Consider the following 16,501-nt stretch of genomic DNA (forward strand, 5'->3'; position numbering starts at 1 on the left):
CCCTACTTCAGCTGGCTGTCCTTGCTGCCGCGGCGGTTGATGCCGAAGGCAGCGGGGCGGCTATCGCGGGCGGACTGGCATTCGATGCAGGTCCGCACGCCCGGGAGGGCGCGGCGACGGGCCTCGGGGATGTCCTCGCCACATTCGATGCATTGCAGCGCGGCCTCGCCCTTCGGCATGCTCGCGCGGGCCCGCAGCACCGCATCCGTGACGGTATCGTCGATCTGGTCCTGCACCGCCCCATCCGGGGCCCAGCCGCTCGCCATGCTCGCCTTCCCTGTTCAGCAACCTGATATGGGAAGGCGCGCGGCCGCTTGCTAGCGCCTGGTCAGCCAGCGCTTGGCGATGCGGCAGGCGACGGTATAGGCGGGGTTGAAGACGTTGCCGACGTCGTAGCGCACCACCTGGCCCATCAGGTGGCTCGCCGCCCTGGCATCCAGGCCGTAGTCCTCGCTGAGCCAGCGCGACATCTCGGTGGTCGCATGCTGCAGCGCTTGGTCCAGCGGCCTGGCGTTGCCGACGCAGAAGATGTCCTCCGCGGTCTCGCCGCGCGGCCAGGCGATGCTGCGCTTGAGGACCTGGAAGGTGACCTGCATCTCGAAGGAGGTCTCGATGCCGGTGCCGGTGATCTCGCCGTCGCCCTGGCAGGCATGGCCGTCGCCCAGGTAGAACAGCGCCCCCGGCACCGAGACGGGGAACCAGGCCGTCGTCCCCGGCGCAAACAGCCGGTAGTCCATGTTGCCGCCGTTCTGCGCGCTGGTCGCGGTGGAGAAGGCCTGGCCGCCGGCCGGCGCCACGCCGAAGCAGCCGATCATCGGCGCGATCTCCGGGGTGAAATTCTCGAGGCCCGGCGACGGCTCCTGCAGCTTCACCGTGCCGGCATTGCGGTTGATGTCCCAGACCACCCGCTGCACCGGCGGCCGGTCGACGATCGCCGCCGGGTCCAGCACGGTCAGGGCGAGGGGGGAGTAGGTCCAGCCGGTGGCGCGGCTCGGCGTCAGCCGGTCGATGCGGACGGCCAGCGTGTCGCCCGGCTCGGCGCCCTCGATGAAGAAGGGGCCGGTCATCGGGTTGGGCCGGGGGGCGACTGCGACCTCATGGGCGTCGAGCCCGGAAGCGTCGATCGTATCGGTGATCAGCGTATCGCCATCCGCGAGGCGGAAGCAGGGCTCCGCGGTGCCGATGGCGTTGTAATAGCGGGTCGGCGTGAAGCGATGCGTGGCCATTGGTGTCCCCCGATGCTGCGTCGCATCATCCGAGAGCAAAACCCGGAAAAATAGAAGGGGGGCCTGGGGGAATACCTTCCCCCGGCCTTGCTTGCCCACGTCGGACCCGGCAGTTTGCCGCATCAGCACAGGAAATCAGCCCGATGGCCCATGTCCTGGGGACCCCCACCGCCCCCGCCATCCTCCGCAACTCGGACCTCGACGCCGAGGCCGTGCAGCAGGCCCGCATCGACCTCGCGGCCTGCTTCCGCATGGCGGCGAAGCTCGGCCTGCATGAGGGCATCTGCAACCACCTGTCTTTCGTGGTGCCGGGACGGGACGACCTCTTCCTGGTGAACCCCTATGGCTGGGGCTTCCACGAGATCACCGCCTCCCGCCTGCTGGTCTGCGACTTCCACGGCAACGTGGTGGCTGGCGAGGGCGTGCCGGAGGCGACCGCCTTCTTCATCCATGCACGCGTCCACAAGAACGTCCCGCGTGCCCGCGCCGCCTTCCACACCCACATGCCCAATGCGACGGCACTGGCGATGCTGGAGGGCCCGCCGCTGGTCTGGGCCGGGCAGACCGCGCTGAAGTTCTACGGCCGCACCATGGTCGACGAGGAATATGCCGGCCTGGCGCTGGACGAGGCGGAGGGCGACCGGATCGCCGCCTCCATCGGCGATGCCGACATCGTCTTCATGAAGAACCACGGCATCATGGTGGTCGGGGGCAGCATCGCCGAGGCCTGGGACGATCTGTATTACCTCGAGCGCGCCTGCGAGGCGCAGTGCCTGGCCATGTCCACCGGCCGCAAGCTGATGCCGGTGCCGCCGGAGATGGCGCGCAAGACCTATGACCAGATGCGGATCGGCGACCGCGAGAGCGCACGGCTGCACCTGGAGAGCGTGAAGCGCACCCTCGCGGCCGAGGCGCCGGACTTCGCCCGCTAGCAACCGGGGCGCGCGCCTGACCGAAGTGTGACTGCCGAGGCCGCCGACGGGCCCGCGTTGCGGGCTACACCGCCCGATCGTTCATACGATCGGGAGTGAGCATGCAGACCAGGCGTTTCGCGGCTTTCGGGTTCTTGGCCCTGCTGACCGCCGGCCCCGCCGTCGCCCGGCCCGCGGCACCGCCGCGGCTGCCGCCGGCCCGGCGCGGCATCGCGGTCTGGTACGGCGAGGACCGGCACGGCCAGACCATGGCCAATGGCCGCACCTACGACCAATGGGCGATGACCGGGGCCAGCGTGCATTTCCCGCTCGGGACCCGGGTAAGGGTGACCGATCTCGGGACCAAGCGCAGCGTCGTGGTGACCATCACCGATTTCACCATCCCCCGCAGCCGGGTGCTGATCGACCTCTCGCATGGCGCCGGCCGGGCGCTCGGGATCGAGACCCGGGGCAAGGCGCGGGTGGAGGTGAAGCCGATCGGCTTCGACCGCGGCCAGACCCGGCGGCGCGCCTGAGGCGCGGCTCACGCCCTCGTCACGGCGGGGCACCGTCTCGCCGGCATCCCGCCACATTGCCGCTACGATCGGACGCTTAATTCAGGTCACAGACCCAAGGAGGGTCCTGACCATGAAGCTTCGCATCGCTGTCGCCGTGGCCCTGGTTGCCGCGGGCCTGTCCGCCCCGGCCGCCCAGGCGCAGGGCTGGCATCGTGGCCACGGGGGTGGCTATGGCTATGGCGGCCCGCCGCCGCGCCGCCATGGTGGCGGTGCCGCGGTCGCTGGCATCGTCGGTGGCCTCGCCCTGGGTGCCCTGGCGCTCGGCGCCGCGGGGGCCTATGCGGCCCCGCCGCCGCCGCCGGTCTACTACGCGCCGCCCCCGCCGCCGGTCGTCTATGCCCCGCCGCCCCGCTACTACGAGGCGCCGCAGGCCTATTACGCCCCGCCGCCGCGCTACTACGCCGCGCCGCCGCCGGTCGCCTATCGCCCCTACGGCTACGGCTGGTAGTCAGCTCCCCTGGTCGAGGCCGCGCCGCAGGGCGCGGCCTTCCTCGCTCGTGGGGTCGATCAGCCCCTCCCGCAGGAAGAGGTCGATCAGGACGAGGTTCACGTTGAACTTCACGTCGTCCGTGTCGCGCACCGCCTCCAATAGCCGCCGCGCCGGCCAGAGCTCGAAGCGCTCGACCTCGCCGTCGTTCGGCCGGGGGATGACATCCTCGGGCAGTTCCAGGTCGAAGGCATGCAGGATGTCCCGCCGCATGCCCTGGTCGTTGCGCATGATGTAGGAGAGCCGCGCCACCCGCCTCGCTTGGCCGGCCAGCTCGGCGGGGAGGGAGGCCTCCTCCTCCGCTTCCTTCACCAGGCATTCCTCCGGGCTCAGCCCCGCCGGGATGCCGCCGGCGACCAGGTGGTCGAGCTGCCCGGGCGCCACCTTCTTGCTGCGCGACCGCACGCCGACCCAGACATGCAGCCCATCCGCCCGGCGAACCAGGCCGTTCAGGTGGACGCCGGCGGCCATCACGCCGAAGGCCGGGATGGCGCCACGGTCGAGCTGGGCCAGCACCGGCCCCTCCGACGTCGCCCGGACGTCGAAGGGCTCCCCGCGGACCGAGAGATAGCCGCGCCCGGCGAGGGATTTCGCCACGGTCGCCAGCGCCTCCGTCCGCGTCCCCGGGCTGCGGAGGCGGCCGGCCAGGGCCACGCCCTCGGCATCGAAATGGAAGTCGCGGGGGAAGAAGGTCAGCGCCTGGGCGAGGTCGGGCGAGAGCCAGCCGACCTGGGCGCCGGCGATGCGGAAGGGGATGTAGCCCGCCGGGGAGGGGAGGTTGTTGCAGGCATCGATGTGGCGCTGGAAGGGACTCATGCCCCCGGTGTAGCCCCGGCCGGGGGCCCGCCGCCATATGGCCGGTTTGTCTTCGCGCCGTTCCGGCCTATGTCCCGGGCATGAGCCAGTCCACATCCAAAGCCCAAGCCGCCGGCAAAGCGCCGGCGGCCGAAGAACGCTCGCATTGGCAGACCCTGCTGACCCTCGCCCCCTGGCTCTGGCCCAAGGGGGAGACCGGGCTGCGGGCGCGGGTCGTCATCGCCCTGGTGCTGCTGGTCGTCGCCAAGGGCGCCAATGTCCTGGTGCCGCTGGTCTATGCCCGGGCGGTGGATGCGCTGGGGCCGAAGGCGGGCACCATCGCCACCATCCCCGTGGCGCTGGTCATCGGCTACGGCCTGCTGCGGGCGGCCAGCTCGGTCTTCGCCGAGCTGCGCGACGCGGTCTTCACCAAGGTGCAGGCGCGGGCCACGCGGCGGATCGCGCTGCAGGTCTTCCAGCACATGCATGCGCTGTCCATGCGCTTCCACATGGACCGGCAGACCGGCGGCCTCTCCCGCGTCATCGAGCGCGGCACGCGCGGCATCACCTTCGTGCTCGACTTCATGCTGTTCAACATCATCCCGACCCTGCTCGAGATCCTGCTGGTGGCGGTGATCCTCTGGGGGATGTTCGATTTCACCTATGCCGCGGTCACGCTCGGCACCATCGCGGTCTACATCACCTTCACCCTGATGTTCACCGACTGGCGCCTGCGCTTCCGGCGGGAGATGAATGCGACCGACCAGGAGGCCAATACCAAGGCCATCGACAGCCTGCTCAACTACGAGACGGTCAAGTACTTCAACAACGAGCCGCATGAGGAGCGCCGCTACGACGCCTCGCTCGCGCGCTACGAGCAGGCCTATATCCGCTCCGAGATCAGCCTCAACGGGCTGAACGGCGGCCAGGCGGTCATCATCGCCGGCGGCCTCACGGTCGTCATGCTGATGGCGGCGCGCGGCGTCGCCTCGGGCGCCATGTCGGTCGGCGACTTCGTGCTGGTGAATACCTACCTCATCCAGCTCTACCTGCCGCTCAACTTCCTCGGCTTCGTCTACCGCGAGATGAAGCAGGGCCTGACCGACATGGAGGCGATGTTCCGCCTGATGCGGGAGGAGCGCGAGGTGGCCGATATCCCCGGCGCGCCGCCGCTGGCCGCCGGCCCCGGAGCGCTCGCCTTCGAGAACGTGCATTTCGGCTATCGGCCGGACCGGGAGATCCTGAAGGGCGTGTCGCTGTCGGTGCCGCCGGGCAGGACGCTCGCCATCGTCGGGCCGACGGGGGCGGGAAAATCCACCATCTCCCGCCTGCTGTTCCGCTTCTACGACGCGACCGGCGGCCGCATCCTGGTCGATGGCCAGCCGATCGAGGGCGTGACCCAGGCCTCGCTGCGCGCCGCCATCGGCGTGGTGCCGCAGGATACCGTGCTGTTCAACGACACCATCCGCTACAACATCGCCTATGGCCGGCCCGGCGCCTCGGAGGAGGAGATCGTGGCGGCCGCCAAGCTGGCGCAGGTGCATGACTTCGTGGAGCGCCTGCCCGAGGGTTACCGCACCATGGTCGGCGAGCGCGGCCTGAAGCTTTCGGGCGGCGAGAAGCAGCGCGTCGCCATCGCCCGGACCATCCTGAAGGACCCGCGCATCCTGGTGCTGGACGAGGCGACCAGCGCGCTCGATACCCGCACCGAGCAGGATATCCAGGCGGCGCTGCGCCAGGTCTCGGCCAACCGCACCACCCTGGTGATTGCGCACCGGCTGTCGACCGTGGTGGATGCGGATGAGATCATCGTGCTGCAGGACGGCCGCATCGTCGAGCGCGGCAACCACGCGGCGCTGACGGCCGCCGATGGGCTCTATGCCGCGATGTGGCGGCGGCAGTCCGAGGCGGTGGCGATGGCCGAAGCCGCCGCGGCGGCGCAGCGCGCGGCGGATCTCGACCAGCCGCGGGTGCGGCTGGGCGAGGCGATGCCCTGATCCCCGGCCTGCGGCCCCCTTGGGGGTTTTCGGGGCCGCCCCGACCGCCTATGTGCGATGGCTGACAGGAGGACGCCTTAATGCAGTTGGACCCCCAGGGCGTTGCCCCGGACGACCTCAGCCACGCCGGCTCGGTGGTGGACAAGTCGATCGAATACATGATCGAGCAGAAGATCGCGCCGATCTCGGCGGCTTCGGCGCTGCTGGGCGGGGCCCTGGGACTGCTGGCGCGGACGATGGACGACCGGGCCATCGGCGCGGTGCTGCGCAATGCCCTGGCGAGCGTGGAAAGCGGCGAGTTGCGGGAGATGCGCGACCAGCTTCCGGGCGGCAATACGCCGGTCTGAGCGGCAGGCGCGGCCCGCGGCGAAGTCGCCGCCCCGTTTGGGCCGGTAGAACTTTCTAAACCGGAGCGGGACTAGCGTCGTTCCCGGGACGCAGCAGGCCTTCGCCGCGCTGCCGCCCGGGACCGTCGCTGGAGAAGCCCATGTTCCGCCGTATCGCCCTCTCGCTGACCTTGCTCGGCGCCTTCGCCGCCTCCCAGGCCGCCGCGCAGGGCTGCGACACCTCGATCGAGGTGGTGAACAATTCCGGCGTCCAGATCGACGAGCTCTATTTCAACCCCTCCAGCAACAGCAATTGGGGCCGCGACCGGCTGGGGCAGAATGTGCTGACCGCCGGGCGTGTCAGCAGCTTCCGGCCGGGCCGCGGCGGCGCCTATGACTTCAAGGTGGTCTGGAGCGGCGGCACCGAGGCGGAGATCCGTGGCGTCGATATCTGCAGCGTCAGCCGCGTCGTCGCCACGCGCGGGCGGCTGCGGGCGGAATAGGCGGGGCCTGGGTCAGCCATAGGTCGTGGCCGACCCCTCCACCCCGCGGCTCATCGAGGCCGGGATCTCCTGCCCCGTCGCCGCCAGCGCCAGGGCTTCCGCCACGCGGATGCCGTCGACGCCGGCGCTGAGGATGCCCCCGGCGTAGCCCGCCCCTTCGCCGGCGGGATAGAGGCCCGGCGTATTCAGGCTCTGGAAATCCATCCCCCGCCGGATGCGGATGGGGCTGCTGGTGCGGGTCTCGACGCCGGTCATCACCGCATCCGGCCGGGCGAAGCCGGGGATCTGCCGGTCGAAGGCGACCAGCGCCTCCCGCATCGCCGTCACCGCGAAATCCGGCAGGCAGAGCGCCAAGTCGGTCGGCGTGACGCCCGGCTTGTAGCTGGGCAGCACCTCGCCGAGCTCGGTGGAGGCGCGGCCGGCAAGGAAGTCGCCGACGAGCTGCCCGGGCGCGCGATAGGCGCCGCCGCCGGCGACGAAGGCCGCGCTCTCCCAGCGGCGCTGGTAGTCCATGCCGGCCAGCACGTCGCCCGGATAGTCGGCCGGGGAGATGCCGACGACGATGCCGGCATTGGCATTGCGCTCGGCGCGCGAGTACTGGCTCATCCCGTTGGTCACCACGCGGCCGGGCTCGGAGGTGGCGGCGACGACGGTGCCGCCGGGGCACATGCAGAAGCTGTAGACGCTGCGGCCATTGGCCGCGTGGTGCACCAGCTTGTAATCGGCCGCGCCCAGCAGCGGGTTGCCGGCATTCGGCCCCCAGCGGGCGCGGTCGATCATGCCCTGCGGATGCTCGATGCGGACGCCGATGCTGAAGGGCTTGGCCTCCAGGTAAACCCCGCGGTCGCGCAGCATGGCGAAGCTGTCCCGCGCGCTATGGCCGATGGCCAGCACCACCTGCCGCGCCGCGATCTCCTCGCCATCCTCCAGCACCACGCCGCGCACCGCGCGATCCCCGTCCAGCAGCAGGTCGGCGACCTTGCAGCCGAAGCGGTACTCGCCGCCCAGCCGCTCGATCTCGGCGCGGATGCTCTCGACCATCGTCACCAGGCGGAAGGTGCCGATATGCGGGCGGGAGACGTAGAGGATCTCCTCCGGCGCGCCGGCCTTGACGAATTCCTCCAGCAGCTTCCGGCCATAGTGCCGGGGGTCCTTGATCTGGCTGTAGAGCTTGCCGTCGGAGAAGGTGCCGGCGCCGCCCTCGCCGAATTGCACGTTGCTCTCGGGCGTCAGCACGCCGCCGCGCCAGAGGCCCCAGGTGTCCTGGGTGCGCTGCCGGACCACGGTGCCGCGCTCGAGGATGACCGGCCGGAAGCCCATCTGCGCCAGCACCAGCGCCGCCATGAAGCCGCAGGGGCCGGTGCCGATGACGATGGGGCGGGGGGTGGCCTCGGGCGCCCGAGCCACGAACTTGTAGGCCGTGTCGGGGGCGGGGCGGAGGTTGGCGTCGCCGGCGTGGCGGGCCAGCACCGCGGCCTCATCCGTCACCTCCAGGTCCAGGGTATAGACCCACATGATGGCGCGGGGCTTGCGGGCGTCATGGCCACGGCGGAACACCGTCAGGTCGCGCAGCGCCGCATCCTCCAGCCCCAGGCGGGCGAGGGTGGCGGCGCGGAGGGCCTCCGGCGGGTGGCCCAGCGGCAGGCGCAATTCAGTCAGTCTCAGCATGGGTTTCCGTATGCCGGGCGGGGCGGGCTAGGCTTCCCCTTAGCCGGGAGGGGTCGGGGATGGAACAGCGGGTCTTGGGGCGCACGGGAATGCAGGTCTCGGTGCTGGGCTATGGCGCCGGGGCGGTCGGCGGGCTGATGGTGCGGGGCACGGCGGCGGAACAGGAACGGTCGCTCGGCACCGCGCTGGATGCCGGCGTCACCTATGTCGATACCGCCCCCGCCTATGGCAATGGCGAGAGCGAGCGGAACCTCGGCCGGGTGCTGAAGGCGCTGGGTGCGAGCCCCGTGCTGGGCACCAAGGCGCGCCTGCCGGCCGCGGCGCGCGGCGATATCGCCGGGGCCATCACCGCCTCGCTGGAGGCGAGCCTGGCCCGGCTGGGGCGGGAGAGCGTGGACCTCTTCCAACTCCACGACCCGATCGGCCCGGCCGAAGGCTATACCCTGGCCCAGGTGCTGGAGGAGGCGGTGCCGGCGATGCAGCGGCTGCAGGCGGCGGGCAAGTGCCGCTTCCTCGGCATCACCGCCCTGGGCGAGGTCGCGGCGCTGCGGGCCCTGTTCGAGGCGGGGGTGATCGATACCGCCCAGGTGCCCTTCAACGCGCTCAACCCCTCCTGGCTCGGCCCGCTGCCGGCCGGCCTGCCGGGGCAGGATTTCGCGGCGCTGGGGCTCACGGCGGCGGCGCAGGGCATCGGGCTGATCGGAATCCGCATCATCGCCGCCGGGGCGCTCTCGGGCGAGGCGGCGCGGCATCCGCTGGCGATGCCCCAGGTCGCGCCGATCGCCTCGGGCGCCGATTATGCGACGGATGTCGCCAATGCCCGGCGGCTGGCGCCGCTGGTGGCGGAAGGCGCCGCGGAGTCGCTGGCCGAGCTGGCGATCCGCTATGCCATCTCCGCCCCGCAGATCGGCACCGCGCTGATCGGCACTGCCTCCCAGGAACAGCTCGAGGTGGCGCTGGCGGCGGCGGCGAAGGGGCCCTTGCCGCAAGCCGTACGGGACCGGGTCGCGGCGCTGATGGCGTGAGCGGCAGCGCCCGCGCCTCCGTCCTCGGCGGCTTCGGCTACCTGGCGGTCACGGCCACCGCCTGGGGGCTGAATTGGCCGATCATGAAGCTGCTGATGCTGGACTGGCCGCCCTTCTCCTTCCGGGTGCTGACCGCCTGCGGTTCCGTCACCCTGCTCGGGCTGATCGCCCTGGCGCAGGGCGACGGGCTGCTGCCGCGGCCGGAGCACTGGGGCCGGCTGGCCGTCGCCGGGGTGCTCAACGTCACCTCCTGGCTGCTTTTCGCACCACTCGCCATCCTCTGGCTGGATGCCTCGGAGGCGGCGATCATCGCCTATACCATGCCGGTCTGGGCGACGATGCTGGCCTGGCCCTTCCTCGGGGAGAAGCCGGGCTGGCGGCGGGTGGCGGGGCTGGTGCTGGGGCTGTCGGGCGTCAGCCTGCTGATGGCCGGGCGGCTGGACCTCGGCGGCGGCCAGGGGGCGGGATCCTGGGGCAAGCTGCCCGGTATCGCCGCGATGCTGATGACGGCGCTGCTGTTCGCCTGTGGCACCATCTGGACCAAGCGATTCCCCGTCGCCATGGCGCCGGTGCCGCTGGTCGCCTGGCAGATCGCCATCGGCGCGCTGCCGGTCGCCGTCGTGGCGCTGGCCTTCGAGACGGTGCGCTTCGACAGCGTCGGCTGGCTCGGCTGGGGCTGCCTCGTCTATGCCTCGGTCATCGGGCAATGCCTCGCCTATCTGGCGTGGTTCCGCGCGCTGAAGCGGCTGAAGGCGGGAACGGCGGCGATCGGCTCGCTGCTCGTGCCGATCGTCGGCGTGCTCGGCAGCGCGGCGCTGCTGGGGGAGCCGCTTGGGCTGCGGCAGGGGGCGGCGCTGGCGCTGACCCTGGGGGGTGTCGCGCTGGCGTCCCGCGGCTGAGTGCCTGACGGCGTCAGCAAAGTCGCCGCGCGCCGTGACAGGGATGTGACAATCCCGGACGCCGCATCCTTTGGCGGCTTCGTTGCCCTGGGCCAAGAAACTGCCGCCCTCGCCTGGTGGTTGTCTTCGGGTCAACCGGAGAAACGCACCATGGAAAACGAAGTCCGCGAATTGCTCGTCGCCCAGCTGAAGGATGCCTATAGCGCCGAGAAGCAGGCCCTGCGTGCGATGCAGAAGACCGTCCGCAAGGCGAGCGATCCGGCGCTGAAGGACTGCATCACCCTGCACATCGACCAGAGCCAGGCGCAGATCGAGAAGGTGGAGCAGGCGCTCGACTCCCTCGGCGCCAGGCCCGGCCGCGTGGTCTGCGAGGCGATGCGCGGCCTCGTCGAGGAGGGCACGCATGAGATGGAGGAGCACGAGAAGGGGCCGATCCTCGATCTGGTGATCGTCGCCAGCCTGCAGCGGATGGAGCATTACGAGATCGCCGCCTACGGCACCGATATCGCCCTGGCCCAGGCGCTGGGCGAGGGCTCGGTGGTGGCGCTGCTGGAGGAGATCCTGGCCGAGGAGAAGCAGACCGACGTCAAGCTGACCGAGGTCACGCAGTCCAGCCTGATGGCGGCGGCGATGGGCGGGGCGGCGGCGAACGACGCCAAGCCGGCCGGCAAGCGCAAGGCCTCCTGAGCCACTAGCCTGGGGCTGGTCTAGGGCCGAGGGTGATGTTATCTCATAACATCATGGCCTGGCCCTTTCCCGACCCGCTCGCGCTGTCCTCCGGTGCCGCTGCCCGCCTCGTGCTGGCGGCGGCGGTCGCGACCGCGCTCTGGGCCGGCGTCGCCTGGGCGATGGCGGCATGATCGCCCCGGCCGAGATCCGGCTCGCCGACCTCACCGTCAGCCATCAGCGGCGGGCGGCGGTCCACCATGTCTCGGGCCGCTTCGCGCCGGGCAGCCTGACCGCGGTGGTCGGCCCGAACGGCGCCGGCAAGACCACCCTGCTGCGGGCGCTCGCCGGGTTGCACCGGCCCGAGCACGGGCGGATCGAGGGCGCCGCCGGGCAGGTGGCGCTGCTGCCGCAGCAGGCGATGCTGGACCGCGGCTTCCCGCTGAGCTGCCTCGATGTCGTGCTGTTCGGCCTCTGGGGCGAGAGCGGGGCGTTCCGCGCCATCGGCCGCAGCGGACGGGCCAGGGCGGCCGAGGCGCTGGCGGCGGTCGGCCTGCAGGGCTTCGAGGCGCGGCCGGTCGGCAGCCTCTCCGCCGGGCAGTTCCAGCGGGTGATGTTCGCCCGGCTGCTGCTGCAGGATGCGCCGGTGATCCTGCTGGACGAGCCCTTCAACGCGCTCGATGCCCGGACGGCGGTGGCGCTGCTGGCCATGGTGCATCGCTGGCACGGCGAGGGGCGGACGGTGATCGCCGTGCTGCACGACCTGGAGCTGGTGAAGCGCGAATTCCCCGAGACCCTGCTGCTGGCCCGCGATTGCCTTGGCTGGGGCCCGACCGCGGAGGTGCTGACGGCGGCCAACCGGCTGCGCGCGCGGATGATGGCGGAAGCCTGGGACGAGCAGGCCGAGGCCTGCGCCGCCTGACTTTGCTAGACCCTTTTCTCGAATTCGGCTTCCTCCGGCGGGCGCTGGTGGGCTGCCTGGCGCTGTCGGTGGCGGCGCCGCCGCTCGGCGTCTTCCTGATGCTGCGGCGGATGAGCCTGACCGCCGACGTGCTGGCGCATGGGATCCTGCCCGGGGTGGCGGCGGGCTTCCTGGTCGCCGGGTTGTCGCTGCCGGCGATGGCCTTCGGCGGGCTGGTCGCCGGGCTGCTGGTGGCGGTCGGGGCCGGGGCGCTGTCGCGGGCGACGGGCGGGCGGGAGGATGCCTCCCTGGCAGCGCTCTATCTCGTGGCGCTGGCGGCGGGGGTCGCCATGGTCTCCATGCGCGGCGGTGCGGTCGAGCTCACCAACCTGCTCTTCGGCAGCGTGCTCGGCGTCGATGACGGGGCGCTGCTGCTGATGGCGGGGGCGGCGAGCGTGACCCTGGTGGCGCTGGCGCTGGCCTGGCGGCCGCTGGTGCTGGAATGCTTCGACCCAGCCTTCGCAGCCGCGGTCGGCGCCCGCGGCGCGGCGTGGCACCTCGGCTTCCTGGCGCTGGTGGTGCTGAACCTGCTGGCGGCCTTCCAGGCGCTGGGCACCCTGATGGCCGTCGGGCTGATGATGCTGCCGGCGATCGCCGCGCGGCACTGGGCGCGGCAGGTCGGCGGCATGGCCTATGCCGCGGTGGCGATCGCCGCGGTCTCCAGCTTCGGCGGGCTGCTGCTGTCCTTCCATGCCGATGTGCCGGCCGGGCCGGCGGTGGTGCTCTGCGCCGGCCTGGGCTGGCTGGCCTCGGTCGTCGCCGGGCCGGTGGACGGGCTGCTGCTGCGGGTCCTGCGGCGGCGGCACCTGACCGGCTAGGCCTTCGGCGACCAGCCGTAGATCCGCGCGGCGCTGCCGCCCATCAGGATGGCGCGGTCGCTGTCGGACAGCCGGTCGCTCTGCCGGAAGGCCTCGACCCCCTGCTCGTAGGTCAGCAGGGCCGCCGCCCGGGTCCAGTCGGTGCCCCAGAGGCAGCGCTCCAGGCCGAAGGCATCGAAGATGCGGGCCAGCGGGTCCCAGATATCCGCGTAGGGATAGGGCTGGTGCGACAGGGTACAGGCGCCGGTGATCTTCACCGCGACATTGGGGCAGCAGCCGAGCGCCAGCAGCTTCGGCAGGTCGGCCCAGGGCTCGGCCGGGGCCGGCGGCACGAAGGGCTGCGGCAGGCCGAGGTGGTCGACGACGATCTGGGTATCCGGGTTGCGCGCCGCCAGTTCCGCCACCTGCAGCAGCCGGCCATAGGCCAGCAGGTTGACCGGCAGCTTGTGGCGGCCGGCGGCCTCCAGCACCCGGTTCAGCCCGGGGTCGGCGGCATCGGTGGAGACATCCGGGCGCATCATCACCCGGATGGCCACGGTGCCGGGCTGGGCCTTCCAGTCGGCGATGGTCTCGGCCACGCCGGGGTCGTTCGGGTCCACCGGCTTGATCAGGGCGAAGCGGCCGGGATGGGCGGCATGGGCCTGGACCGCGTAGCTGGCGTCGTAGCGGTACATCGAATGGACCGAGACCAGCAGCGCGCCATCGACGCCGACCGCATCCATGGCCGCGACCATGGTTTCTGCCGTGACCTCCGGCGGGCCATGCAGCGCATCGACCCAGGGGCGGCCGGGGTGGTTGCGCTCATAGACATGCACCTGGGCATCGATCACCGGCATCGCGCTTTCCCCTCGCTGGCGTCGCCGAGGCTACGCCGCTGCTGGGCAAGGCGGAAGCGGCGCTTCCCGGTCGGCCCGGACCCGGGGAGGGAGTACCCGTCCCTCCCCAGGCTGCCTGCTTACGCGGTCCGGTCGCCGCCGCCGCTGAGGGCCGCCTGCGCCGCCGCCAGCCGCGCCACCGGCACCCGGTAGGGCGAGCAGGAGACGTAATCCAGCCCCGCTTCCTCGCAGAAGTGGATCGAGGCCGGGTCGCCGCCATGCTCGCCGCAGATGCCGAGCTTCAGGTCGGACTTCACCGCCCGGCCCTTCTCCTTGGCGATCTTCACCAGGGCGCCGACGCCCTCCACGTCGATCGAGACGAAGGGGTCCTTCGGCAGGATGCCCTTCTCGACATAGACCGGCAGGAACTTGCCGGCGTCGTCGCGCGACAAGCCGAAGGTGGTCTGGGTCAGGTCGTTGGTGCCGAAGCTGAAGAAGTCGGCGACCTCGGCGATCTTGTCGGCGGTGAGCGCCGCGCGCGGCAGCTCGATCATCGTGCCGACGTAGTACTCGATCGTCACGCCGCTCTCGCCGAAGACCTCCTTGGCGATCTTGTCCACCTGGGCGCGGGTGATCTCCAGCTCCCGCTTGGTGGCGACCAGCGGGATCATGATCTCGGGCACCGGCGCCGCGCCGGTCTCCTTCGCGGTGGCGACCGCCGCCTCGAAGATGGCCCGCGCCTGCATCTCGTAGATCTCCGGGTAGGAGATGCCGAGCCGGCAGCCTCTGTGGCCGAGCATCGGATTGGCCTCGGCCAGGTCCGCCGCGCGGCGCTGCATGGTCTGCAGGTCGGAGCCCATGGCGGTGGCGAGCTCGCCCAGCTCGGCATCGGTATGCGGCAGGAATTCATGCAGCGGCGGATCGAGCAGGCGGATGGTCACCGGCAGCCCGGCCATGATCCGGAACAGCTCGGTGAAGTCGTCCCGCTGGAAGGGCAGCAGCCGCGACAGCGCCTCGCGGCGGCCATTCTCGGTCTCCGTCATGATCATCTGCCGCACCACGCCGATGCGGGCCGGGTCGAAGAACATGTGCTCGGTGCGGCAGAGGCCGATGCCCTCGGCGCCGAACTTGCGCGCGGTATCGGCATCGAGCGGCGTCTCCGCATTGGCGCGCACCTTGAGGCGGCGCACGCCGTCGGCCCATTCCATCAGCGTGGCGAAGTCGCCGGAAAGCTGCGGCTCGACCATGGCGACGGAGCCGATGAAGATCTCGCCGGTCGCGCCGTCGAGGGTGATGATGTCGCCGCCCTGCACCACCTGGCCGCCCGACATCAGCGCCTGGGCGGCATAGTCCACCGTCACGCCGCCGGCGCCGGCGACGCAGGGCCGGCCCATGCCGCGGGCGACCACCGCCGCGTGGCTGGTCATGCCGCCGCGGGTCGTCAGGATGCCGCGCGCGGCATGCATCCCATGGATATCCTCCGGGGAGGTCTCGATGCGGACCAGGATGACCGCCTCGCCCTTGGCCGCGCGGGCCTCCGCCTCATCGGCCGAGAAGACCACGGCGCCGCAGGCCGCGCCCGGGCTGGCCGGCAGGCCCTTGCCGAGCAGCTTCCGCTTCGCCTTGGGATCGAGCGTCGGATGCAGCAGCTGGTCGAGCGCCGCCGGATTGACCCGCTTGATGGCCTCGGTCTGGTCGATCAGGCCTTCCCGCGCCATGTCGACCGCGATCTTGAGGCTGGCGGCCGCGGTGCGCTTCCCGTTGCGGGTCTGCAGCATGTACAGCTTGTTCTGCTGCACCGTGAACTCGATGTCCTGCATGTCCGCGTAGTGGCCTTCCAGCTTGGCGCGGACCGCGACCAGTTCCTGGTAGGCGGCAGGCATGGCGACCTCCATGCTGCGCTCGCCCGGCTTGGCCTTGAGCTGGGCCATCGGCTGCGGCGTGCGGATGCCGGCGACCACGTCCTCGCCCTGGGCGTTGATCAGGTACTCGCCGTAGAAGATGTTCTCGCCGGTGGAGGGGTCGCGGGTGAAGCAGACGCCCGTGGCGCAATCCTGGCCCATGTTGCCGAAGACCATCGCCTGGACGTTCACCGCGGTGCCCCAGCTCGCCGGGATGTCGTGCAGGCGGCGGTAGGTATTGGCCCGGGCATTCATCCAGGAGCCGAAGACGGCACCGATCGCCGCCCAGAGCTGCTCCTCCGGGTCCTGCGGGAAGGGCTTGCCGATGACCTGCCCCACCATCTCCTTGTAGCCGGTGACGACGGTCTGCCAGTCCTCGGCCTTGAGGTCGGTGTCCTCATGGACGTCGCGGTCGAGCTTCACATGCTCGATGATCTCCTCGAAGCGGTGGTGGTCCACCCCGAGCACGACGCTGCCGAACATCTGGATGAAGCGGCGATAGCTGTCCCAGGCGAAGCGCGGGTCGCCGGAGGCGGCGGCCAGGCCGGCCACGGTCGCATCGTTCAGGCCGAGGTTGAGGACGGTGTCCATCATCCCCGGCATGGAGACGCGGGCGCCGGAGCGGACCGAGACCAGCAGCGGCTTCTTCTCGTCGCCGAAGCGCATGCCCACGGCCTGCTCGACCAGCGCCAGGGCGGCGGCGACCTGGCCCTTCAGCTCCTCCGGATACTTCTTGCCGTTGTCGTAATAGGCCGTGCAGACCTCGGTCGTGATGGTGAAGCCGGGCGGCACGGGCAGGCCGATGCTGGCCATCTCGGCGAGGTTGGCCCCCTTGCCGCCGAGCAGGTTGCGCATCTCGGCCTTGCCTTCGTTGTGGCCGGCCCCGAAGCTGTAGACCCACTTATTCACGAGTGACGTCCTTCTT

Annotated in this window: 17 protein-coding genes; 11 read left to right on the forward strand and 6 right to left on the reverse strand. The window is 71.2% G+C overall.

Features of this window, described 5'->3' with window-relative positions; all coding sequences use genetic code 11:
* Positions 1-2: 2 nt before the first annotated feature.
* Positions 3-266 (reverse strand): DksA/TraR family C4-type zinc finger protein, encoded by a 264-nt coding sequence (locus AC0IW9_RS00130; RefSeq protein ID WP_471646170.1) that lies wholly within the window; start codon positions 264-266, stop codon positions 3-5.
* A gap of 51 nt (positions 267-317) precedes the next feature.
* On the reverse strand, positions 318-1,226 hold the full coding sequence (locus AC0IW9_RS00135; protein WP_471646171.1) for an acetamidase/formamidase family protein: 909 nt from the start codon (positions 1,224-1,226) through the stop codon (positions 318-320).
* Between the two features lie 143 nt (positions 1,227-1,369).
* Here AC0IW9_RS00135 and AC0IW9_RS00140 point away from each other — a divergent pair, with 143 nt between their 5' ends.
* From AC0IW9_RS00140 to AC0IW9_RS00150, 3 genes are all read left to right on the forward strand, one after another.
* Positions 1,370-2,158 (forward strand): aldolase, encoded by a 789-nt coding sequence (locus AC0IW9_RS00140; RefSeq protein ID WP_471646172.1) that lies wholly within the window; start codon positions 1,370-1,372, stop codon positions 2,156-2,158.
* Between the two features lie 134 nt (positions 2,159-2,292).
* Positions 2,293-2,673, forward strand: coding sequence for a septal ring lytic transglycosylase RlpA family protein (locus tag AC0IW9_RS00145; protein WP_471646173.1), 381 nt, complete (start codon positions 2,293-2,295; stop codon positions 2,671-2,673).
* A 112-nt stretch (positions 2,674-2,785) separates the two neighbouring features.
* On the forward strand, positions 2,786-3,163 hold the full coding sequence (locus AC0IW9_RS00150; RefSeq protein WP_471646174.1) for a hypothetical protein: 378 nt from the start codon (positions 2,786-2,788) through the stop codon (positions 3,161-3,163).
* Here AC0IW9_RS00150 and AC0IW9_RS00155 read toward each other — a convergent pair whose 3' ends face one another.
* Positions 3,164-4,018 (reverse strand): NUDIX hydrolase, encoded by an 855-nt coding sequence (locus AC0IW9_RS00155; RefSeq protein WP_471646175.1) that lies wholly within the window; start codon positions 4,016-4,018, stop codon positions 3,164-3,166.
* An 80-nt stretch (positions 4,019-4,098) separates the two neighbouring features.
* On the opposite strand from AC0IW9_RS00155, the gene AC0IW9_RS00160 reads away from it, so the two are divergent.
* From AC0IW9_RS00160 to AC0IW9_RS00170, 3 genes are all read left to right on the forward strand, one after another.
* On the forward strand, positions 4,099-5,994 hold the full coding sequence (locus tag AC0IW9_RS00160) for an ABCB family ABC transporter ATP-binding protein/permease (protein WP_471646176.1): 1,896 nt from the start codon (positions 4,099-4,101) through the stop codon (positions 5,992-5,994).
* Between the two features lie 80 nt (positions 5,995-6,074).
* On the forward strand, positions 6,075-6,341 hold the full coding sequence (locus tag AC0IW9_RS00165) for a hypothetical protein (protein ID WP_471646177.1): 267 nt from the start codon (positions 6,075-6,077) through the stop codon (positions 6,339-6,341).
* 140 nt (positions 6,342-6,481) lie between these two features.
* A complete protein-coding gene (locus AC0IW9_RS00170) occupies positions 6,482-6,823 on the forward strand; it encodes a hypothetical protein (RefSeq protein WP_471646178.1) in 342 nt (113 codons plus the stop codon).
* A gap of 12 nt (positions 6,824-6,835) precedes the next feature.
* On the opposite strand, the gene AC0IW9_RS00175 is transcribed toward AC0IW9_RS00170, so the two are convergent.
* Entirely contained in the window at positions 6,836-8,491 is a 1,656-nt protein-coding gene (locus tag AC0IW9_RS00175; RefSeq protein WP_471646179.1) for an NAD(P)/FAD-dependent oxidoreductase, read from the reverse strand.
* A gap of 59 nt (positions 8,492-8,550) precedes the next feature.
* Between AC0IW9_RS00175 and AC0IW9_RS00180 the strand changes: the two genes are divergently transcribed.
* The 5 genes from AC0IW9_RS00180 (at position 8,551) to AC0IW9_RS00200 (ending at position 12,860) form a co-directional block, all read left to right on the forward strand.
* Positions 8,551-9,516, forward strand: a complete 966-nt coding sequence (locus AC0IW9_RS00180) for an aldo/keto reductase (protein WP_471646180.1) — start codon at positions 8,551-8,553, stop codon at positions 9,514-9,516.
* The gene (locus AC0IW9_RS00185) at positions 9,513-10,415 is read left to right on the forward strand and encodes a DMT family transporter (RefSeq protein ID WP_471646181.1); all 903 of its coding nucleotides are present in this window, start codon (positions 9,513-9,515) and stop codon (positions 10,413-10,415) included. The genes AC0IW9_RS00180 and AC0IW9_RS00185 overlap by 4 nt, the downstream gene beginning before the upstream one ends.
* 150 nt (positions 10,416-10,565) lie before the next feature.
* On the forward strand, positions 10,566-11,102 hold the full coding sequence (locus AC0IW9_RS00190; RefSeq protein WP_471646182.1) for a YciE/YciF ferroxidase family protein: 537 nt from the start codon (positions 10,566-10,568) through the stop codon (positions 11,100-11,102).
* 169 nt (positions 11,103-11,271) lie between these two features.
* Positions 11,272-12,003, forward strand: a complete 732-nt coding sequence (locus tag AC0IW9_RS00195) for a metal ABC transporter ATP-binding protein (protein ID WP_471646183.1) — start codon at positions 11,272-11,274, stop codon at positions 12,001-12,003.
* Complete coding sequence (locus tag AC0IW9_RS00200; protein ID WP_471646462.1) at positions 12,000-12,860, forward strand: metal ABC transporter permease; 861 nt, start codon at positions 12,000-12,002, stop codon at positions 12,858-12,860. The genes AC0IW9_RS00195 and AC0IW9_RS00200 overlap by 4 nt, the downstream gene beginning before the upstream one ends.
* On the opposite strand, the gene AC0IW9_RS00205 is transcribed toward AC0IW9_RS00200, so the two are convergent.
* Both AC0IW9_RS00205 and ppdK read right to left on the reverse strand, forming a co-directional pair.
* Positions 12,857-13,696, reverse strand: coding sequence for an amidohydrolase family protein (locus tag AC0IW9_RS00205; RefSeq protein ID WP_471646184.1), 840 nt, complete (start codon positions 13,694-13,696; stop codon positions 12,857-12,859). The genes AC0IW9_RS00200 and AC0IW9_RS00205 overlap by 4 nt on opposite strands.
* 119 nt (positions 13,697-13,815) lie before the next feature.
* On the reverse strand, positions 13,816-16,485 hold the full coding sequence (gene ppdK, locus AC0IW9_RS00210) for a pyruvate, phosphate dikinase (RefSeq protein WP_471646185.1): 2,670 nt from the start codon (positions 16,483-16,485) through the stop codon (positions 13,816-13,818).
* Positions 16,486-16,501: the final 16 nt, after the last annotated feature.

The sequence above is a fragment of the Belnapia sp. AC561 genome, from assembly GCF_979252845.1.